This window comes from Geomonas paludis (genome assembly GCF_014193585.1).
GTDB classification, from domain to species: Bacteria; Desulfobacterota; Desulfuromonadia; order Geobacterales; family Geobacteraceae; genus Geomonas; species Geomonas paludis.
Window position 1 is genome coordinate 664,472 of the sequence record NZ_BLXY01000002.1, and the last position, 20,767, is coordinate 685,238.

Here is a 20,767-nt window from a genome sequence, read left to right on the forward strand (position 1 = left end):
GCCCCTCTCCCAGAGGGCGAGGGGGGTGGACAGTCCTGCTGCTACCCCTTCGCCGCGCCGCGCTTTTCCCCGCGCAACGTCTCCACGTTGTCCAGGATCACCCCAGCCAGCTCCTCTTTCCCCATCATCGGGAGTTCCTCGATGCGGCCGTCGCTGAACAAAAACTTGGCGATGTTGGTGTCCACGTTGAAACCGGCGCCTTCCTGGGACACGTCGTTGGCCACCACCAGGTCCAGGTTCTTGGCCTTGAGCTTCGCCCCCGCGTTGCGCACCAGGTCCTGGGTCTCGGCGGCGAAGCCGACCAGGATCCGCTCCCCCTTGTGGGCGCCCAGCTCCGCCAGGATGTCCGGGTTCTTCTCCAGTTCGATGCAGAGGCTTTCCTGGCTCTTCTTCACCTTCTCGCCGGCGCGCGTCTTGGGCCGGTAATCCGCCACGGCGGCCGCCTTGATGACCACGTCGATGCGCGGCAGGCACCCCTGCACCGCGTCCCGCATCTCCTGCGCGCTCTGCACCCGGACCACCTCCACGCCCAGCGGCGGCGTCAGGCAGCTCGGCCCGGTCACCAGCGTCACCTCCGCCCCCCTCAGGCGAGCCTGGCGCGCGATGGCGTACCCCATCTTGCCGGAGGAGTGGTTGCTGATGTAGCGCACCGGATCGATCTCCTCGAGGGTCGGCCCCGCGGTGACCAGTATCCGCTCACCGGCCAGCCGCTTCGGGGTCAGGGCCGCCACGGCCTCCTCGAAGATCACCTCGGGGGCCTGCAGCTTCCCCTCCCCTTCGTAGCCGCAGGCGAGCATGCCGCAGGCGGGGGCGACGAAGAGGTAGCCGTGGGCCTTGAGGCGCGCCTCGTTCTCGCGGTAGATGGAGTTGCGGTACATGTTCACGTTCATGGCCGGGGCGATCAGGACCGGCGCCCGGGTCGCCATCACCGTGGTGGTCAGGAGGTCGTCGGCGATGCCGTTGGCCAGCTTGCCGATGCAGTTGGCCGTGGCCGGGGCGATGATGTAGAGGTCGGCGCGGTCGGCGAGGGCGATGTGCCCGATCTTCTCCTCGGAAATGAGGTTGAAGAGCTCCAGGTGCACCGGGTTGCGGGACAGGGTCTGGAAGGTGAGCGGCGTCACGAATTCGGTGGCCGATTTCGTCATCACCACGTGCACGTTGGCGCCCGCCTTCACCAGCAGGCGCAAGAGCTCCACCGCCTTGTACACGGCGATGCCGCCGGTCACCCCGAGAACGATCTCCTTGCCTTTCAGCATGTGCTCCCCCTACTCGTTGAGGTACGGGTTGAAGCTCCGCTCCTGCCCGATGGTGCTGGAGGGGCCGTGGCCGGGCCAGACGACGGTGTCGTCCGGAAGCGGCATGAGCTTGCTCTTGATCGATTGAATCAGCTGCTCGTGGCTGCCGCCGGGGAGATCGGTACGGCCGACCGAGTCGGCGAACAGGGTATCGCCGGTTATGAGCAGCTTCTCGTTGGCGAGGTACAGGCAGCACCCCCCCTGGGTATGGCCGGGGGTATGCAGCACCTCGATCACCCGCTTACCGAGCTGCAGCTCCATGCCGTCGGTGAGGAAGGCATCCGGCTCCGGCGAGTTCTCCACGGAGAGGCCGTACTTCTGGGCCGAACGGGCCGCGTTGACCAGGAACGGTACGTCCTCCTTGTGGGCCAGAAGCTGCGCGCCGGTCTTCTCCTTCAGGACGCGGTTGCAGCCGATATGGTCGAAGTGGCCGTGGGTGTTGACGATGTACTTGATGTTGATGCCGAAGTGGCTCACCGCGGCGAGGATCATGTCGCAGTCGGCGCCGGGATCGACGATCATCCCTTCGTTGCTCTGTTTATCCCCGAGGATGAAGCAGTTCACCCCCAGAGGTCCCACCACTATGGTCTCAAATAACATGACAATTCCTCCGTATCACTTCTTCAGGATGGCAAACGGGTTGTTGCTGAAGGCCTTGCGCCCCTGGTCGCCGCCCCGCTGTTCCTGGCGCGGCTTCTCCTGCGCGGGCCGGGCCGGCTCGCTGCTCTGCGGGGCCGGCGCCGGCACCGTTTCCGGCATCAGCTCCGACGGCTCCAGGCAGTCGGCCAACCCCGCCGGGGCACCTCCCTCTGCGGGTTCCCCTCCCCCCGGCTCGGCGACCGGCTTCTCCTTGAAGAAATAGCGGTCGTAGAGGCGGTGGTACGAGGTCCAGCGCGACGGGTTGTCCGGCTCCTTGCGGATGTGGGTCCTGATGCCGTTGATCTTGGAGTCCAGGTCGTCCAGGTAGTTCAGGATGGTGGCCTCCAGCGTCTTGGGGCGCTTGGGGGAGCCGTACTCGTACTGGCCGTGGTGCGACAGGATCATGTGCTTCAGGAGCATGGCGAGCTCGACCGGGAAGCCGGGGAGCCGCGCGATCCGCTCCTGGAGCATCTCGACGCCGATGGTGATGTGGCCGAGCAGCTTCCCCTCGTCCGAGTAGTCGAAGCAGCGCAGGTAGGTCATCTCGCGCACCTTGCCGATGTCGTGCAGCAGCGCGCCCACCACGAGGAGGTCGCGGTTGAGTCCCTGGTAGAGCGGCACCATGGCGTCGACCAGCTTGGCGACGGCAAGCGAGTGCTCCAGGAGCCCCCCCAGGTAGACGTGGTGCATCCCCTTGGCCGCCGGGGCCGTACTGTACTGGGCCAGCAGCTCCGGGTCCTCGAAGAAGGAGCGCAGAAGGCGCGCCAGGTCCGGGTCGGTGAGGCTCGCCACCAGGGCGTGCAGTTCGGCGACCATGGCTTCGATGTCGCTCTCCGTCTCCGGGAGGAAGTCGGCAAGCTGCACCGCTTCCTCGGGAACCCGCTTCAGTTCGGAGACGATCAGCTGCATCTTGCCCAGGTAGACGCTCGCCTTCCCCTTGACCGCCAGGAAATCGTTGCGGTCGAAGAGGGAGCCGACCTGGTCGGCGTTGTCCCAGACCTTGGCGTCCACCTCCCCCGTCTTGTCCATCAGCTTCAGGGTGAGGTACGGCTTGCCGTTCTTGGCCATGGCGACGATCTTTTCCTTGACCAGGAAGACCGCTTCGACGATGTCGCGGTCCTTTATTTCGGCAACGGTTTTTTTCAAAGTAAGGCTCCTTGTATTGAAAGCTCCATGTTGAGTCAAAAGCAGTTACGCAAAGTACGCCAAGTAGGCGCGACGTACAGAAGAAACCTTTTTGTTGTTAAACCCAAAGGCTTTCTTTCCGTTCTTCGCGGATACTTACGCGTTCTTTGCGATACTGCTTTTAGTTTGCGGCGATTCTCGCCGCGATGGCATCGGCCACGCGGATGCCGTCCAGGGCCGCGCTCATGATGCCGCCGGCGTAGCCCGCCCCCTCCCCGGTCGGGTAGAGGCCGCGGTGGCTCAAGGACTGCAGATCCGCACCTCTCACGATGCGCAGCGGCGCGGAGGTCCGGGTCTCGACCGCGGTAAGGGTCGCCTCGGCGCTGATGAAGCCCCGCATCCTGCGGTCGAAGTGCTCGATCCCCTCCCTGAGGGTCGCGGCGACCGGCGCGGGAAGCAGCGTGGCGAGGTCGTACTCGGTGACGCCGGGGCGGTAGCTGGAGAGGATCCTCCCCCCGCCCCGCCCGATGAAGTCGAGCAGGCTCTGCGCCGGCGCCCGGTAGTTTTCCCCTCCCGCCACGAAGGCGCGCCGTTCCAGCTCGCGCTGGAACTCGACCCCCGCCAGCGGGGACGTGCCGGTGAAGTCTGCCGGTCCCACGGTGGCCACCAGGGCGCTGTTGGCGTAGGGGCCGTTGCGGCGGTAGCCGCTCATGCCGTTCACCACCACCCCGCCCGCCTCGGAGGCGGCCGCGACGACCACCCCGCCCGGGCACATGCAGAAGGAATAGGCGGAGCGCCCGGTGGCCTCGTTGTTGTAGGTCTGCGCGTATTCAGCCGGCGGCAGCGCGGGGTGCGCGTTGCGGCCGTACTGTATCTCGTTGATCAGGGCCTGCGGGTGCTCCACCCGGAGCCCCACCGCGAAGGGCTTCTGCTCCAGGGTGACCCCCAGCCGGTGCAACAGGGCGTAGGTGTCGCGCGCGCTGTGCCCGGGCGCCAGCACCAGGGAGTCGCAGGGCTCCTCGTCGGCGTCGTTCACCACCACGCCGGTCACCCCCCCCTGGCCGACTTCGATGCCGGTCAACCGGCTCTCGAAGCCGACCTGGAACCCCTCCTCGATCAGGCGTTCCCGGATGCCGCGCACCACCGCGCGCAACCGGTCGGTGCCGATGTGGGGCTTGGCGGCGTAGAGGATCTCGGGGGGCGCGCCGAATTCGACCAGGCGCTCCAGCACCCAGCCGCAGTTGGGGTCCTTGACCCGCGTGGTGAGCTTGCCGTCGGAAAAGGTCCCGGCTCCCCCCTCGCCGAACTGCACGTTGCTCTGCTCGCACAGCTCGCCCAGGCGCCAGAACCGCGACACATCCGAGGCGCGCCGGTCCACGTCGCGCCCGCGCTCCAGCACCCGTGCCGTAAGGCCGTACTGTGCCAGCCGCAAGGCGGCGAAGAGGCCTGCCGGCCCCATGCCGACGATGACGACGCGTTCGGAGGAGGCGAGCTTCGGGAAGCGCGGCGGCGCGGCGGTCTCGACCCGCGTGACGTCGCCGTGGGGGCGCACCCGCGCCTCGTCCCTGAGCGTCACCTGTACCGTGTACACCAGCTTGATGGCGCCCTTTTTCCTGGCGTCGACGCCCTTTCTGACCAGGGTGAGCGCCGTGATCTCGGCTTCGCGCACGCCCAGCTTGGCCGCGGCCAGCGGGCGTAGCGCGCTCTCCTCCGCCCCCGGGCTCAGGGTGAGGTTGCGTAACAGAAATGGCATGGGGTGTCCGTCAGGCGGCGCCGGTGTCGCGCCGTTTTCTTTCCAGGAGCTGTTCGACGATGATGACGATGTCCAACGGAGGGGTGGATTTGGGTATGTGCACCTTGGCGCCCATCTCGGGGATGGGGTGCTCGTGCGGGGCGCCCTGGAACATGGAGGTCAGCATGATGATGATGGGGTCCGCCTCCTTGGCCAGACGCCCGATCTCCAGGGAAGCGCTCACCCCTCCCATCCTGGGCATGACCAGGTCGAGTATGACGGCATCGAAAGTATCGGCGGCGTAGGCCTCGACCCCGAGGACGCCGTCCTCTGCGGTCACTACGGAGAAGCCCGCGCCGGTGAAGACATCGGACATCACCTTCAGGAAGAACTTGTCGTCGTCTACCAGGAGTATTTTGCCCCTGTTCTCTGCTGTCATTTCGACCTCAAGGCATGATGGAATGGGCCATCATACAAAAATGCGGCCGAAAAGGGAAGTGGAAACCGCCGCTTACCTCGGTGCGTTGAGCGGCAGACGCACGGCGAAGGTGGTGCCGCTGGGGTCGCTTTTCTCGACCTCGATCTTGCCCCGGTAGGTCTTGACGATGCGCAGCACCACCGAGAGCCCCAGTCCCGTTCCCCGGCTGTTGGTGGTGAAGAAGGGGTCGAAGATGTTGGGAAGGTTTTCGGGCGGGATGCCGGGGCCGGTGTCGGACACCCTGAGCTTGATGTAGTCCTGGTCTTGGTCCAGCTCCACGGTCAGGGTCCCGTCCTCGGGCATGACGTGGATCGAGTTCAGGAACAGGTTGGTGAAGATCTGCTCGATCTCCATGGGGTCGGCCTTGATGGCGGGGGGGATGTTCCGGTAGTCGCGCACCACCTTGATCCGCTTCTGGCGCAGCTGCGGCGTGAACGCCTCCAGGGTGTGCTCCAGGATGCGGTCCATGCGCACCTCGCTGATCTCGAACCTGGGGCGCTTGGAGGCGTCCAGCAGTTTGCCCAGGATGTTGTCGATCCGGTCCACTTCCTTGAGGATCTTCTCCACGTACTCCTGGCGCTCCGGCTCGTCCAGCCCCCCCTTGATGAGCTGCACGAAGAGCGCGATCGAGTTGAGCGGGTTGCGGATCTCGTGCGCCATGCCGGCCGAGAGGTAACCAAGGGAAGCCAGCTTCTCCGACTGGACCACCTCGGCCTGGGCGCGGGACAGGGCCTCGCTCTTCTCCTGCACCCGGGCCTCGAGCTCGCGGTTCCAGTCCGCGATCTCGGCCAGGAGCCGCTCGCGCTCGCTCAACAGGGCCTTGTTCTGCAGTTCGATGCCGCGCAGCTTCAGGACGCTCTCGATCCTCTCCACGAGGTCCTGGTTGTTGAACGGCTTCAGGATGTAGTCGGAGGCGCCGGCCTTCATCAGCTCGACGGCTATCTCCTCGCTCCCCTTGCCGGTGAACATGATCACGTAGGTGTCGGGATAGAGCCTCTTGATCTCCTTGAGCGCGGTGAGGCCGTCCATGTTGGGCATCATGTAGTCCAAAAGGACCAGCTCGGGACGCTCCGCCTCTATGGTAGCCAGCCCCTCCTGCGCGCTCAGGGCGGTAAAGACTTCATAGCCGCGGTTTCTGAGGATGATGCCGGTGAGATCGAGGATGACCTTTTCGTCATCGACGATCAGCACGCGGCCGCGCGGCTCTTTCTCTGTGGTGGTCATATCGGGGCCTGCTCCTTCCCATCAGGATCACAGTCGTCAAAAAAAAGGGGCAGCGAACGCTGCCCCGCATGGTTGTATGCCGCTGCCGTCAGGGGAGCCTGACGGTCACTACCGGGCAGTGGGCCTTTCGTACCACGCGCTCGGCGGTGGAGCCGAACAGCAGGTGGTCGATGCCGCTTCTCCCCTGGGTGCCCAGCACGATGCAGGAGGAGCGATCGGCCTCGGCCCGCTTCAGGATCTCCTCCCAGGGCACGCCGGTCACGATGGCGGTCTCGTAGTTTTTGAAATCGGTGACGTTGTTGGCCACGAAGGTGGCCATCATCTTCTGCGCCCCTTCCTCGATCTCCTTTTCCAGGTTCTCGAAGGAGACGTGCGGCACGTAGAAACCGCGCAGGTCCACCGGCTCGTTGATGACGTGGATGATGGTCAGCCGGCTGTTGAACTGCCTGGCCAGGGTGACCGCGTACTCGAAGGCGTGGTCTGAGTTCTCGGAGAAATCGGTGGCGAAGAGAATCTTGTCGAAGCTTGGCATCTGCTCCCCCCGTTCTGCCATTGGGTCAGTGGCTCAGTGGCTCAGTGGCTCGTTTCCTTGAAGATTTTTTTCAGGATCGACTTCAGCTCGTCGATCTTCACCGGCTTGTTGATGTACTCGAAAGCACCCAGGTTCATCGCCTCGATGTAGGATTCGACGCCGCCGTACGCGGTGATCATGATCACGTTGCTGGACGGGTAGCTGCGGTTCAACTCCTTGAGGAAGGTGATGCCGTTCATCTCCGGCATGTTGATGTCGGTGACGATCAGGTTCACCTCCTGCTCGCGCAGGTAGTTGAGCGCCTCGAATCCGTTTGCCACACTGTCTACCAGGAACCCTTCCTTGGCCAGCAACCGGGAGAGGCCGATGCGCGCATTCTCCTCGTCGTCTACTACCAGTATTCGCTTCGGCTGCTTTGGCAAGATCGGCTCCAGATTCTTATTAAAAACCGCAGGATTGATTCTAACACTGCGACTAGATGTGTCAAGCGTGGTTGCGCGCTCAGCGCGCGATTATCTGACACCGGGTCAACCGCCTGTAAAGCTGCGGCGTTACGACTTTGGCGGGGAAAGTGTTCCCTTCAGAGGTGGGGCGTCCCCGCTCTCATCCTTCCCATTAAGTGGCAGCGCTGCCTGCCGTCATTCACGGCGCCGGCTGGTCGCCCTTGAGCTCCACGTGGGCCGGTTTGCCCGCCTCGCCCAGCGCCTTCAGCGGCCGGCCGTTGAATTCGCCTTCGACGGCGGCGCCGTCGCCTAGATCGAGCGCGAAGGAGCGCTGCCCCTTCCACTCGATGATGTCGCCCGCTTTCAGGTCGTAGCGCTGGGTGATGCTGTCGTCGATGGTGATGCTGAGCCAGCTGTCGCGGTTGAAGCGCAGTTTCAGCACGATGCCGCTTTGCTTGCCGGCAGGTGCCGCCGCTGGGGCCTCGGTTCCGGCCGGCGCGGCGGCCGCGGCGTTCTGCGCACTGCTCACCGGCTTCTGCACCGGTTGCGCGACCGCAGCCGGAGCCGGGGGAGCGGCCGGGGCCGGCGGGGTCGGGGGCGCCTGCACCCTGGGCTGCTCGCCTTCGGTAAAGAACAGGGCGGCAACCACCACCGCGCCCAGAAGCAGCGCCGGCACGATCCAGCGGCCGGGGGTGCGGATCTTGGCCCGCTCCAGGGTGTCGATCCCGGTCTGCGTCGCCATCCCCTGCGAACGCGGCGCGTGGGTCGCACGCGGGGCGGCCGCTTCGGGTTGCGCTCCGGGCGGCGGGGCCAGCCCCTTCTCGTAACGCGCCACCACCTCGTCCCCGGAAAGGGAGAGAAAGCCGGCGTAGAGCCTCAGGAACCCCTTGATGTAGGCAGCGTTGGGAAGCTTGTGAAACTCCCCCTGCTCGATGGCGGCGAGGTAGTTCTTGCCGATCTTGGTGACGCGCGACGCTTCCTCGAGCTCAAGCCCCTTCGCCTCACGTACACCGCGCAGGTATTCCCCAACCGGTACTTCCGTGCTGTCGACCTCTGGCTCAGCCACGTTACCTCACCTTGAGCAGGTCCAGGTACTCCCTGGAGAGCTGCCCCATCTCGGAATCGGGGGCGATCCGTACTACTTCCTGGAAGGCGCTTTTGGCGGCTTCGGCGTCCTTCAGTTTCATCAGCGCCAGCCCCAGGTGATAATGGGCGCTCGCGTAGGAAGGGGTCAGCCGCAAGGCCTTCTGGTACTCGTCCACGGCCAGTTCGGTCCGGTCCATGGCGAAGTAGACCCGGCCCAGGTTCACCCTGGCGCGCGGGTCGTTGCCGTTTTTGGCCACCAGGCCGCGCAGCACGGCCAGAGCCTGCTGGTAGTCACCCTTGCCCAGGTAGGCGAGCCCGAGGTTGCCGGCGGCGTTGTCCTGCCCCGGGAAGAAGAGGTCCTCCTGGACGATCTTGAACTGGGCGATGGCGTCGTCCCAGCGCTTCATCTCCAGGTAATTGACGCCCAGGTTGTTGCGCGCCTCGGAGTAGTTCCTGCGCAGGTCGATCGCTTTCAGGTACTTGGCTTCCGCAAGCTCGTAGCGGCCCTTGCGGAAATAGGTGAGACCCAGAAGGTTGAGCAATTCCGGATCCTTGGGCGTGAGCTTCTCGGCCTCGGTCAGTTCCTGGAGGGCGCCGGTGAAGTTGCTCTCGGCAAAGAAAGACTGCCCCATCTGGTAGTGATAGATGGACTGGTTCTTCTCGGCCTTGCTCAGGGCGCATCCCGAGGCAAGCAGGAGGAGGAGGACAACCGGCATGAAGGTTCTGGGACGGATCATAAACCTCACGGAATACTGGCGAAAATGCACCTGCAAAAATTAACAGATGTGATGATCATTGTCAATGAGGAGCGCTTTACCTGAGGCCGCCCCAGCGCGTCTCTACAGCTCCCCTACCCCCTGGAAATGGGTCATGTTCTTGAAGCTGCGGTAGCGCGCCTCGATCTCCGGGTAGGTCAGGGTCTTCAGACGGTCCAGGCTGAACGCCTCGACGTTGAAGGACGCCATCACCGAGCCGAAGATGATCGCCTGGCGGATCCCCTCATCGGAGAGGTTGCCGGTGTTGGCGAGATACCCCATGAAACCGCCGGCAAAGGTGTCCCCGGCGCCGGTGGGGTCGAAGACCTCCTCGAGCGGATAGGCGGGCGCCGCGAACACGGAGTGGCCGTTGAACATGAGCACGCCGTACTCGCCGCGCTTGACGATCAGGTTCTTGACCCCGAGGGCGATGATGGCGCGGGCGGCCTTGACCAGGTTCACCTCGCCGGAGAGCTGGCGGGCCTCCCCCTCGTTGATGATCAGGAAGTCGACCCGGCTGATCACCTTCTTGAGCGCCTCGATCTTGGAGGAGATCCAGAAGTTCATGGTGTCGCAGGCCACCACGCGCGGCTGCTTCACCTGGTTCAGTACCTCCATCTGCAGTTCGGGGTCGATGTTGGCCAGGATCAGGTACTGGGCGTCGGCCCACGCCTGCGGGATCACCGGCTTGAAGCTCTCGAACACGTTCAGGTGGGTTTCCAGGGTCTGCGCCTCGTTGAGGTCGTAACCGTAGCGCCCCTTCCAGTGGAAGGTCTGGCCCGGCACGCGGGAAAGGCCGGTCAGGTCGATGTTTCTCGAGGTGAGGAAACGGGTATGCTCTTCGGGGAAGTCTTCGCCGACCACGGCGACCAGGTTGACGTCGGTGAAAAAGCTGGCCGAGGTGGAGAAGTAGGTGGCCGAGCCGCCAAGGACGCGGTCTCTCTCCCCGAACGGGGTCTGCACGGAATCAAGCGCTACGGATCCGACGACGAGTATGCTCATAAAGCCTCCAGTGTGCTGCGGGATCAGGGTTGGTTCTGCTGGCAGATGAAAGCGGCGCCGCCGGTACGGACCGGGGCGCCGCAACGGGCGTTACAGGTATTTGCCGAGGATCAGCTCCAGGTTCTCGCGGGTCTCGACCGGGATCACCGAGGTGTCGCTGATCACCGCGTACTTGAGGGCCTCGCCGCAGGCGCAACCGCGTCCGGCGGCCACCTGGGCCACGGCCTGGCGGATGATCTTCTTGGCGGTGGCGACGTTGTTCTTGATGATCTCGATGATCGCCTCCACCGAGACGTCGTCGTGGGATTCGTGCCAGCAGTCGTAGTCGGTGGAGAGGGCGATGACGCCGTAGCAGATCTCGGCCTCGCGGGCGAGTTTTGCCTCGGTGAGGTTGGTCATGCCGATGATGGAGGCGCCGAAGGAGCGGTACATGTGGCTCTCGGCCCGGGTGGAGAAGGCAGGCCCTTCCATGCAGACGTAGCAGCCCCCCTTGTGCACCGTGGCGCCCACCTCGCCCGCCGCGCGGTAGAGGATGTCGGAGAGCTCGCCGCAGACCGGGTCGGCGAACTGGACGTGGCCGACGATGCCGTTGCCGAAGAAGGTGTCCTTCCTGAAGCCGCGGGTGCGGTCGATGAACTGGTCCGGCACCACGATGTGCCCGGGGACGATCTCTTCCTTCAGGCTCCCCACCGCGGAAACGGAGATGATCCGGGTGACGCCGAGTTTCTTCATGCCGTAGATGTTGGCGCGGTAGTTCACCTCGCTGGGGGTGAAGCGGTGCCCCTTGCCGTGGCGCGGCAAAAAGACCATCTGCACGCCGTCCAGCGTTCCGGTCACGTACTCGTCGCTGGGGCGGCCAAAGGGGGTATCCACGGTCACCTGGGTCACCCCGGTCATCCCCTCCATCTCGTACAGGCCGCTGCCGCCGATTACACCGATTACCTCGTTAGCCATAGCTCCCTCCAGCGTCATTGAAATATATAGTAGCGATATCTTGTGTCAGGCACGTCCACATCCCCTCTCCCTCCGGGAGAGGGTCAGGGTGAGGGGTAGCGGCGGCTAATCCTGCTGCCCCATCTGGTCCAGCTTCCCCTTCAACTGCCCGCAGGCGGCGGAGATGTCGCCGCCGCGGCTGGAGCGGGTGATCACGGTGACGTGCTTGTCCAGGAGGTACTTGTGGAAGCGGTCGATGGTCTCCTGGGTCGGGCTCTTGAAGCCGCAGCCGTCGTGCTCGTTGAACGGGATCAGGTTCACCTTGGACGGGATGTTGCTGATCAGGCGCACCAGGCGCTTGGCGTCGTCCAGGGTGTCGTTCAGATCCCGGATCATGACGTACTCGATGGTGATCCAGCGCCGCGAAGGAAGCGGGAACGCCTTGCAGGCGGCGAGAAGCTCCTTCAGGGGGTAGGCGCGGTTCACCGGCATGATCTGGTCCCTGACCTCGTCGGTGGTGGCGTTCAGGGAGACCGCGAGGTTCACGGTGCAGCCGCGCCCCAGCTCCGCCATCTCGGGAACGAGCCCCGAGGTGGAGACGGTCACCTTCCGGGTGGAGAACTGGAAGCCGTCCGGGTCGGTGAGGATGTTCACCGCCGGGATCACGGCGGAGAGGTTGGCCAAAGGCTCCCCCATCCCCATGAAGACGATGTTGTTCACCGGGTGCTCGCGTTTCACCGCGCAGACCTGGTTCACGATCTCGGCGGTGGTCAGGTTGCGGGCCAGGCCGAAGGTGCCGGTGAGACAGAAGGCGCACTTCATGGCGCAGCCCACCTGGCTCGAGATGCAGAGCGTGTTCCTCCCCTCGTCCGGGATGAGCACGCTCTCGACGCTGGCGCCGTCGGCGAGCCGGAACAGGTACTTCCTGGTGCCGTCCCCGGACGCCTCGACCGCCTCGGGTGAGAGGTTGCTGATCTCGGCCCGCTCCTTCAGCACCGCCCGGAATTCCTTGGAGACGTTGGTCATCTCGTCGAAGTCCATGGCGTCCATCTGGTAGAGCCACTTGAAGATCTGCTTGGCGCGAAAACGCTCCTTGCCCAGGCCGGAGATGTAGGCCTCGAGCCCGGAGAGGGTCAAATTCTTTATATCGGTCTTTTCCATGCTTTCCGGATACTAAAAAAGCCCTTCTCGCGAAGGGCTCTTGATCTGCCTGAACCTGCTTCGAATTAAACCAGTTCCAGCTGATTGAAGAAGTAGGGGATCTCGTAGGAAGCGGACTCCGGGGAGTCGGAGCCGTGTACGGTGTTCTCCTCGATGCTCACGCCCAGTTCCTTGCGGATGGTGCCGGCCTCGGCGTTAGCCGGGTTGGTCGCGCCCATCAGGCCGCGCCAGTCGGCGATGGCGTTTTCTTTCTCCAGTACCAGCGCGATGACCGGACCGCGGGACATGAAGGTGCAGAGGTCGCCGAAGAACGGACGCTCTTTGTGTACGTAGTAGAAGCCCTCTGCCTGTGCCCTGGAGAGAAGGATCTTCTTCATGCCGACGATCTTGAAGCCGCCTGCCTCGATCATGGCGAGCACCTTGCCGGTGACGTTCCTCTCGACTGCATCAGGCTTTATGATGGCAAATGTTCTTTCCATTGTTTCCTCCGAACTCATTGTAGTTGACGACCCTTCTAATTAGCATTCCGGTCCGCCCCTTGTCAAGGCAAATGGCCGGATAGAGAGACAAAAAAAGCCCACAGATGGATCTGTGGGCTTCGTGAAACAGGGAGACCCTGTTTCAGCTTACTTCTTCTCAGCCGGAGCGGCCGGAGCAGCAGGAGCAGCTTCCGGAGCTTTAGCGGAGGACATCGGAGCCTGAGCCGGAGCGGCCGGAGCAGCCTGCTCAGCAGCCGGAGCAGCCGGAGCCTCTTCTTTCTTCTTGCAGCCAGCAGCAAAGGACAGGGCCAGAGCCAGGCAAAGTGCCAAGGAGATCAGTTTTTTCATTGACGATATCACCTCTTTTCTTTTTAGATTTACCATTACTGCGCAAAGCGCATGGTTTTTTTCGTGCGACAACAAAGGCCGAATATACTAGCATTCCTGGAAAAGTCAATACTTTTTAAAGCTGGAAATCGCAAAAAAATATTAAAAGATTATCCGGAACTTTTGGATGATCTGGCCAAACATGCAGCATGCCATATCGGGCCGGTTGACGCGCACGGAAGCCCTGCCCCGAAAACGGAACCGGCCGCGCAAAGCGCCGATTTTGCGCCGGAAACCAGCGCGGGCGCGGCTCCCGCAGGCTCCACCCCGGCACGCCTCCCCGGTCTCCCCTTCGACGGGCAGGCGCAGCGCGCCTGTCATGGGCGGTACCAGGAGAAAAAACGACCGGGAATCGGGGCGCGCAGGACGGTTCTTTCTTGTAAACAGCTCGCAAATATATTATTTTGGCCCAATTAATCTCCGGCGAGCACGGAGCAACGCCACCCAGGGGGACGCCGTGAACGATACGCTCAATTCCGCAGACAAAAAACTTCTTCTGGATCTGGCCCGGGAGGCGATCACCGCCACGGTCCAGACCGGCAAATTGAACATGCAGCAGGTAACCGACGCCAAGCTCTCCGTACCGCAGGGGTGCTTCGTCACCATCAAGAAACAGGGGGCGCTCAGGGGCTGCATCGGCAACTTCAGCTCGGACAAGCCGCTCTACCAGTTGGTGCAGGAAATGGCCGCCTCCGCCGCGACCAGGGACCCGCGCTTCTACCCGATGAAGGAGGCCGACCTGGCCGAGTTTGAACTGGAGATATCCGTGCTGTCGCCCCTGAGCAAGATTTCCTCCCCCGAAGAGGTGGAGGTGGGCAAACACGGCCTGTACCTGGAGAAGAACTTCTCCCGCGGCGTCCTGCTGCCGCAGGTGGCCGTGGAGCACCACTGGGACCGGGAGACCTTTCTGAACCAGACCGCACTCAAAGCGGGCCTCAAGAAGGACGACTGGAAGGAAGGGGCGGACCTCTACGTCTTCAGCGCCGACGTGTTCGGCGAAAACAATCCTTAACAGGGATGAAGGGGATGAAAGGGATAGAGGCGTAAAACCGCTTTGTAACGCAAAGCCGCAAGACGCAGAGAAGAAGATTCGCTCCTACCTGGAGCTTTGGGGCTGATCTGGTTGTTTATCCCCTGTATCCGCTTTTATCCCTGTTAAACGGTTTTGTATAAAAAAAGGGGGCACCGAGGTGCCCCCTTTCTGTTGTGCAGTTTCCGGCAGAGCCGAATTACATCTTCCTGCCGCCCTCGGCAGCCCACTTCTCGAGCATGTCGGTGGTGACGGACTTCGGACGCTCGATCGCGTAGCCGAGACCACGGTCCCAAGTGATGTTGGCCATGCAGCCCAGGGCGCGACCCACACCGAAGAGAACGGTGTAGAAGTCCCACTCCTTGAGGCCGTAGTACCACTGGATGACGCCGGACTGTGCGTCGACGTTCGGCCAGGGGTTCTTGGTCTTGCCGTGCTCGGTGAGGACGCCCGGGGCGGTCTCGAAGATCATGGCGACCAGCTTGAACAGCGGATCGTCCTTGAGGCCCGGGGTCTTGAGGCAGAACTCGCGCTGTGCGGTGTAGCGCGGGTCGGTCTTCCTGAGAACGGCGTGGCCGTAGCCCGGAACAACCTGGCCGGCGTTGAGGGTATCCCAGAGAGCCTTGGTGACGTTCTCTTTGGTCGGCTCGGCGCCGTTGAGCTTCTTCTGGAACTCCATGATCCAGCCCAGAACCTCCTGGTTGGCAAGGCCGTGCAGCGGGCCGGCCAGACCGTTGAGGCCTGCGGAGTATGCGTAGTACGGGTCGGAGAGGGCCGAGTGCACCAGGTGGGTGGTGTGGGCCGAAACGTTGCCGGACTCGTGGTCGGAGTGAAGGATGAAGTACATCCTTGCCACGTCCTTGTACTGCTCGCTCTGGCCGATCATGTGGGCGAAGTTGGCGCCCAGGTCGAGCTTGGGATCGATGCCGATCTGCTTGTCACCGCGGTACTTCAGGTTGTAGATGAATGCGGCGAGCACCGGGATACGGGCGACGATGTCGCTGGCATCCTCGTACACGTACTCCCAGGCGTCCATCTTGTTGAACTTGCCGCCGCTGTAGAAAGCAGCGAACTTGGAGTCTTTCTGCATCGCCATGATGCCGACGGAGAGCATTACCATCGGGTGGCTCTCTTTCGGGAGCGCGCGTACTGCGGTGTAGACGTACTCGGGCACAACCTGGCGGGTCTTGAACTCGGCCTCAACAGCGGCGACCTGGTCCAGGGTCGGGACTTCGCCGGTCAGCAGGAAGTACCAGAAGGACTCGACGGTCGGATACTCGGAACCGGCAGCTTTCGGCAGAGCCTCGAAGGTCTCAGGAATGGTCTTGCCGCGGAAACGGATGCCTTCCTGCGGGTCGAGATAGGAGATGTCGGTGACGAGCGACCTGATGTCGCGGGCGCCGCCGATGCACTGGCCGATGTCGACCTTGTCGATTACCACAGAGCCGAACTCTTTGGTCAGACGGGTGATGCGGGGACGGTGGGCCTGGATTTTCTCAAACAACTTCTCTTTTAATTGCGTCATGTGCCAGATCTCCTTTTCTGTTGGGGTTGAGGTACATACGTCGAATTACCTGAATCGAATCGCCCGCTGACACCGTGCCGGTCGATGATGACACTCGGCCGGTTGCGTGAGGTAGGTATACTGTATACAAAGATTTTTCAAATGTATACCATTGCGCAGATCCAATTTCAACACAAAAAAATTGTGTTCTAGTATTTTGCATACATTTTAATTCACGCTATAGCAGTACCAGTTCCTGACTTGAGAAGGTGAGACGCTTAAGTCCTTGTTCGGAGAGATAAAAAGAATTTTCGATGCCGACCGCCCCCTCCCCGGGAAACACGAGTTTCGGCTCGAAGGCGAAGGCCATACCTACCTGCAAGGTCTCATCGGAGAAGCCTTTGGCTATGAAAGGATATTCGTCTATTTCGATGCCCAGACCGTGGCCGATGAAAGAGATTTGACTGCCGGGAATCCCCATGAAGTGCTCTGCGTACCCCATGCGCCGGGCCAGGTCCAGGCAGGCATCGTAGATCCCTCCCCAACTGGCGCCCTCCACGGCCCGCTCCACCATCAGTTCCTCGATGCGCAGCATGTCCTGGTAGCCGCGCCGCATGCGCTCCGAGACCGACCCGATGGCGAAGACCCTGGTCTGGTCGGCCAGATAACCGTCATAGCAGCTGGCGAGGTCGACGATGACCGGCTCGTCGCGCCGGATCCTGTTGTAGCTGGCGCCGTGCCCGAAGGCCGGGGTGAGCCCCATCCCCCCCAGGGCGGTGTTGGTGCAGGCGGGAGCGGCGCCGTCAGCGCCGGAAAGGACCTGGACCCCGGAGAGCTCGCCGTTGAAGGCGCGCATGCGGACGTACCCCTGGTGCCCCTCCTGGCGGGAGATGTGCTCCAGCTCGGCGGCGAGATCGACCTCGCTCATCCCCTCGCGGATCACCTCGCAGGCGCGCCGGTACACCTTGTCGGCCTGGGTGCCGGCATCCTGGAGGATGTGGATCTCGTAGTGGCTCTTGATCATGCGCACCCGCCTTATGGCGGGAGAGGCGTCCAGCGCCTGCACGTTGGGAAACAGGGACAGATACTTCTGGTAGAGGTTGACCGGCAGGACGTCCAGTTCGAGCCCCAGACGTTGCGGCAGCGGATGGCCGTGCTCGGCGATGAGCCCGGCCAACTGGTTCAGTGAGGGGAGCGGGACCACGTGGGCCAGGCCGCTTTCCATGCGCGCCCGCATGAAGTCCCTGCGCACCAGGTACAGCGGAGCCCCGGAAACGGGGATGTAGAGCACACCGGTCTGCACGGTCCCGGTGAAATAGAAAAGATCGGCGTTCTGCACCATGAGGACCGCGTCCATGCCCGCGGCCGCCATCTCGACTTGCAGTTTCCTGTAGCGGTATTCCAGTTCGTTCTTCGGCGTAAGCCGCATATCCCCTCCCCTCTCCCCACGAGCAAAGCTCATGAGGAGGAGAAGGAAAGATAACTCACAATCGGTACCGCGTCAACCCCGCACGCCAGTGAGATCAAGGGGTTATTAGAGAAGCTGTGCTAACGATCAGACATTTTCTTCCAGCTGCAGTTCGCGAATCGCCATCTCGCGCAGCTTGAACTTCTGGATCTTGCCGCTGGCGGTCATCGGGTAGGAGTCGACGAAGCGGACGTACTTGGGGATCTTGTAGTTCGCGATCCTGCCGCGGCAGAACTCCTTGACCTCCTCCTCGGTCATCTCGCTCCCCTGCTTCAGGACCACGGCTGCCATCACCTGCTCGCCGTACTTGCGGTCGGGGACGCCGTAAACCTGGATGTCGGAGATCTTCGGGTGGGTGTAGAGGAACTCCTCGATCTCGCGGGGGTAGATGTTCTCGCCGCCGCGGATGATCATGTTCTTGATCCTGCCGGTGATCTTGCAGTAGCCGTTCTCGTCCATCACCGCCAGGTCACCGGTGTGCAGCCAGCCGTCGGCGTCGATGGCCTTGGCGGTCTCCTCCGGCATCTTGTAGTACCCCTTCATGACCAGGTAGCCGCGGGTGCAGAGTTCCCCCTGCTTGCCGGGGGGGAGCTCGGCGCCGGTCTCGATGTCGACGATCTTCAACTCGACGTTGGGGAGCACGCGTCCCACCGTGGCGACCTTGAGTTCGATGGGGTCGTCGGTGCGGGTCTGGGTGATCACCGGGGAGGACTCGGTCTGGCCGTAGGCGATGGTGATTTCGCTGGCGTGCATGTCGCGGATCACGCGCCGCATCACCTCGATGGGGCAGTTGGAGCCGGCCATGATACCGGTCCTAAGCGACGTGAGATCGAACTCGGCGAAGCGGGGGTGCTCCAGTTCCGCGATGAACATGGTGGGCACGCCGTGCACGGCGGTGCAGCGTTCCTGCTCGATGGCCTGCAGCACCTTGAGCGGGTCGAAGATTTCCACCGGGACCATGGTGGTGCCGTGGGTGACACAGGCCATGACGCCCAGGACGCAGCCGAAGCAGTGGAAGAACGGGACCGGAATGCAGAGGCGGTCCTTCTCGGTGAAGCACATGCACTCGCCGATGTTGAAGCCGTTGTTGACCACGTTGTGGTGGGTCAGCATGACCCCTTTCGGGAACCCGGTGGTGCCGGAGGTGTACTGCATGTTGATCACGTCGTGGATGGAGAGGGTGCGCTCGACCGCCTCCAGTTCGGCGTCGGGAACCTGCGCGCCGAGTTCGACGATGTGTTCGAAGTTGATCATCCCGTCCGGGGCGCCTTCGCCGAGGAAGACCACGTGCTTCAGACAGGGGAGTGCCGCGCTGGTGAGCTCTCCCGGTTTGCTGCCGGCAAGCTCGGGTACCACGCTCGACAGGGTCTCTATATAATTGGTGTCCTTGAACCCCTGCACCAGGAACAGCACGCTGGAGTCGGACTGCTTCAGAAGGTACTCCAGCTCGGCCGACTTGTAGCTGGTGTTGACGGTGACCAGCACCGCGCCGATTTTGGCGGTGGCAAACTGCAGCGTCACCCACTCCGGCACGTTGTAGGCCCAGATGGCGAGGTGATCGCCCTTCTTCACCCCCATGCGCAGCAGCCCCTTGGCCACCAGGCGGCACCTCTCGTTGAACTCGCGATAGCTATAGCGCAGACCGCGCTCCACGTAGACCAGCGCCTCGTTGTCCGGGTATTTTCCGGCGATGTCATCCAAAAGCGCCCCGACCGTCAAATTGATCTCTTTCGACATGATCCCCCCTGCTGTTTCTTCACATCAAACAGTCGTTCGCGTAAAAACAACTTATTGGAAATAAAAGGTTTTACCAATTAACACAGGCTCCCGCGGCATGTCAAGAATTAAGGGGGGCCGATCATTTGTTCGATGGGTGACAACAAGAGTGCGCCGCACAGCCAGCAGAAAAAGCTTGACACATCTTTTCCCCGCAAGACCGGATGCTTAGCCTAAATACCTGAAATCATTGACCGTGCAACTGAAACCTTGTTACGGTGACGGTGCCTATTCTGTAGGCAATCTGCAGAGGCGACCAATTTAAAAAGAGTTTTCTCTGTCTTCAACGCCTTTTCCACAGCGCTTTCCACAAACGATGTGGACCAGAGGGAAAAAGGGCAAATTCTGATGTGATACTAAGTACTTGCACTTCCGTTGGGTGGAAAAGCAGTTACGCAAAGTTACGCGAAGTAGCGCAAAGGTCGCGAAAGAGAGGCTTTTGGTTTCACACCAAAGTCTTCTTCCCGTGCTTCGCGGATACCCGGCGTTCTTCGCGCTACAGCTTTTAAAGCAGTTACGCAAAGCACGCGAAGTAGGCGCAAAGGTCGCGAAAGAGAGGCTTTTGGTTTCACCTCAAAGTCTTCTTTCCGTGCTTCGCGGATACTCGGCGTTCTCCGCGCTACAGCTTTTAAAGCAGTTACGCAAAGCACGCGAAGCAGACAAGAGGATGCCTGCCACGAAGTGCTGCACCAGAATCGGCGCCCCCCCTTTGCGAAGGGGGGGACAGGGGGGATTTGGTTCGGTGGTTGGACCAGCTACAGCCCGTTCACCACGTTCCGGGGAGCACCTGCGAGGAAAGCGGCGATGTTGCCTGCCGTGGTCGCCATGAGACGGCGCCGGGCGGCCAGGGTAGCCCAGGCAATATGCGGGGTGATGATGCAGTTCTTGGCGTGCAGCAGCGGACTCTCGCAAGGAATCGGCTCGGTGGCGGCGACATCGACCGCGGCCCCCGCGATCACCCCGGCGTCGAGAGCATCGGCCAAGTCGCGCTCGTTGACCAGCCCGCCGCGCGAGGTATTGATGAGCAGCGCGTGGGGCCGCATCAGGCGGAGCCGCTCCGCATTGACCAGTCCCTCGTTCTGGTCGGTGAGCGGGCAGTGCAGGCTGACCACGTCCGCCTTGGCGAACAGATCGTCCAGCTCCAACCACTGGACCGTAATTCCTTCCGGAGCCACCCTGCTCCTCGGGTTGCAGGCGAGAATCTCCATCCCCAGTGCGGCGGCAATGGCAGCCACCCGGGCGCCGATCCGTCCCAGCCCGACGATGCCCAGCGAGCGCCCCTTGAGCTCGGTGAGCGGCTGCGCCACCAGGGTGAAATCGACGGAACGGCTCCACTCCCCCCGCTGCACCGCGGCATGGTATTGCGCCACGCGGTTGGTCATCTCCAGCAGCAGGGCGATGGTGTGCTGCGCCACGGAGTCGCTGCCGTACTCCGGGACGTTGACCACCGGGATCCCCAGTTGCGCCGACTGCGCCAGGTCGACCACGTTGTACCCGGTCGCCAGCACGCAGATCAACCGCACTTCGGGAAGCTGCTTCATGGTGGCGGCGCTGAGCCGGGTCTTGTTGGTGAGCACGATCTGCGCGCCCCGGCAGCGCTCCAGCACCAGTTCCTCGGGGGTGCGGTCGTAAACTACCAGTTCTCCGAAAGCGGCGACCTCGTCCCAGGGGTTGTCACCGGGGTCAAGGGTGTAGCCATCGAGCACCACGATCTTCAC

21 protein-coding genes are annotated in these 20,767 nt (G+C 62.6%); 2 read left to right on the plus strand and 19 right to left on the minus strand.

Going from position 1 to position 20,767, the window contains the following annotated elements; translation table 11 throughout:
- Positions 1–41: 41 nt before the first annotated feature.
- From coaBC to H7687_RS08530, 15 genes are all read right to left on the minus strand, one after another.
- Complete coding sequence (gene coaBC / locus H7687_RS08460; protein ID WP_183346617.1) at positions 42–1,256, minus strand: bifunctional phosphopantothenoylcysteine decarboxylase/phosphopantothenate--cysteine ligase CoaBC; 1,215 nt, start codon at positions 1,254–1,256, stop codon at positions 42–44.
- A gap of 9 nt (positions 1,257–1,265) precedes the next feature.
- The gene (locus tag H7687_RS08465; RefSeq protein ID WP_183346618.1) at positions 1,266–1,895 is read right to left on the minus strand and encodes an MBL fold metallo-hydrolase; all 630 of its coding nucleotides are present in this window, start codon (positions 1,893–1,895) and stop codon (positions 1,266–1,268) included.
- A 15-nt stretch (positions 1,896–1,910) separates the two neighbouring features.
- Positions 1,911–3,080, minus strand: a complete 1,170-nt coding sequence (locus H7687_RS08470) for a 3'-5' exoribonuclease YhaM family protein (RefSeq protein WP_183346619.1) — start codon at positions 3,078–3,080, stop codon at positions 1,911–1,913.
- Positions 3,081–3,240: 160 nt separating this feature from the next.
- Positions 3,241–4,812, minus strand: a complete 1,572-nt coding sequence (locus tag H7687_RS08475) for an NAD(P)/FAD-dependent oxidoreductase (protein WP_183346620.1) — start codon at positions 4,810–4,812, stop codon at positions 3,241–3,243.
- Positions 4,813–4,822: 10 nt separating this feature from the next.
- The gene (locus H7687_RS08480) at positions 4,823–5,230 is read right to left on the minus strand and encodes a response regulator (RefSeq protein WP_183346621.1); all 408 of its coding nucleotides are present in this window, start codon (positions 5,228–5,230) and stop codon (positions 4,823–4,825) included.
- Positions 5,231–5,302: 72 nt separating this feature from the next.
- On the minus strand, positions 5,303–6,493 hold the full coding sequence (locus H7687_RS08485) for a response regulator (protein ID WP_183346622.1): 1,191 nt from the start codon (positions 6,491–6,493) through the stop codon (positions 5,303–5,305).
- Between the two features lie 88 nt (positions 6,494–6,581).
- A complete protein-coding gene (locus H7687_RS08490; RefSeq protein WP_183346623.1) occupies positions 6,582–7,025 on the minus strand; it encodes a universal stress protein in 444 nt (147 codons plus the stop codon).
- 41 nt (positions 7,026–7,066) lie between these two features.
- Positions 7,067–7,447 carry a response regulator gene (locus tag H7687_RS08495; protein WP_012530095.1) on the minus strand — a complete coding sequence of 127 codons (381 nt, stop codon included), beginning with the start codon at positions 7,445–7,447 and terminating at the stop codon, positions 7,067–7,069.
- 220 nt (positions 7,448–7,667) lie between these two features.
- On the minus strand, positions 7,668–8,534 hold the full coding sequence (locus H7687_RS08500; RefSeq protein ID WP_183346624.1) for a helix-turn-helix domain-containing protein: 867 nt from the start codon (positions 8,532–8,534) through the stop codon (positions 7,668–7,670).
- A gap of 1 nt (position 8,535) precedes the next feature.
- On the minus strand, positions 8,536–9,291 hold the full coding sequence (locus H7687_RS08505) for a tetratricopeptide repeat protein (RefSeq protein ID WP_183346625.1): 756 nt from the start codon (positions 9,289–9,291) through the stop codon (positions 8,536–8,538).
- A gap of 102 nt (positions 9,292–9,393) precedes the next feature.
- Entirely contained in the window at positions 9,394–10,311 is a 918-nt protein-coding gene (locus H7687_RS08510; RefSeq protein ID WP_183346626.1) for a PfkB family carbohydrate kinase, read from the minus strand.
- 90 nt (positions 10,312–10,401) lie between these two features.
- A complete protein-coding gene (gene mtnP, locus H7687_RS08515; RefSeq protein WP_183346627.1) occupies positions 10,402–11,265 on the minus strand; it encodes an S-methyl-5'-thioadenosine phosphorylase in 864 nt (287 codons plus the stop codon).
- 105 nt (positions 11,266–11,370) lie between these two features.
- Positions 11,371–12,405: a dual-specificity RNA methyltransferase RlmN gene (rlmN, locus tag H7687_RS08520; protein WP_183346628.1), complete on the minus strand. Its 1,035-nt coding sequence runs from the start codon at positions 12,403–12,405 to the stop codon at positions 11,371–11,373.
- A 65-nt stretch (positions 12,406–12,470) separates the two neighbouring features.
- The gene (gene ndk / locus H7687_RS08525) at positions 12,471–12,884 is read right to left on the minus strand and encodes a nucleoside-diphosphate kinase (RefSeq protein WP_183346629.1); all 414 of its coding nucleotides are present in this window, start codon (positions 12,882–12,884) and stop codon (positions 12,471–12,473) included.
- Between the two features lie 147 nt (positions 12,885–13,031).
- Positions 13,032–13,232 (minus strand): hypothetical protein, encoded by a 201-nt coding sequence (locus H7687_RS08530; RefSeq protein WP_183346630.1) that lies wholly within the window; start codon positions 13,230–13,232, stop codon positions 13,032–13,034.
- Positions 13,233–13,283: 51 nt separating this feature from the next.
- On the opposite strand from H7687_RS08530, the gene H7687_RS08535 reads away from it, so the two are divergent.
- Positions 13,284–13,688, plus strand: coding sequence for a hypothetical protein (locus H7687_RS08535; RefSeq protein ID WP_183346631.1), 405 nt, complete (start codon positions 13,284–13,286; stop codon positions 13,686–13,688).
- A gap of 40 nt (positions 13,689–13,728) precedes the next feature.
- Positions 13,729–14,283, plus strand: coding sequence for an AmmeMemoRadiSam system protein A (gene amrA, locus H7687_RS08540; protein ID WP_183346632.1), 555 nt, complete (start codon positions 13,729–13,731; stop codon positions 14,281–14,283).
- A gap of 217 nt (positions 14,284–14,500) precedes the next feature.
- Here amrA and H7687_RS08545 read toward each other — a convergent pair whose 3' ends face one another.
- The 4 genes from H7687_RS08545 to H7687_RS08560 form a co-directional block, all read right to left on the minus strand.
- A complete protein-coding gene (locus H7687_RS08545) occupies positions 14,501–15,826 on the minus strand; it encodes a citrate (Si)-synthase (RefSeq protein ID WP_183346633.1) in 1,326 nt (441 codons plus the stop codon).
- Between the two features lie 217 nt (positions 15,827–16,043).
- Positions 16,044–17,234 (minus strand): M24 family metallopeptidase, encoded by a 1,191-nt coding sequence (locus tag H7687_RS08550; RefSeq protein WP_183346634.1) that lies wholly within the window; start codon positions 17,232–17,234, stop codon positions 16,044–16,046.
- 126 nt (positions 17,235–17,360) lie between these two features.
- Positions 17,361–19,010 carry an AMP-binding protein gene (locus tag H7687_RS08555; protein ID WP_183346635.1) on the minus strand — a complete coding sequence of 550 codons (1,650 nt, stop codon included), beginning with the start codon at positions 19,008–19,010 and terminating at the stop codon, positions 17,361–17,363.
- 794 nt (positions 19,011–19,804) lie between these two features.
- Positions 19,805–20,767, minus strand: a complete 963-nt coding sequence (locus H7687_RS08560) for a D-2-hydroxyacid dehydrogenase (RefSeq protein WP_183346636.1) — start codon at positions 20,765–20,767, stop codon at positions 19,805–19,807.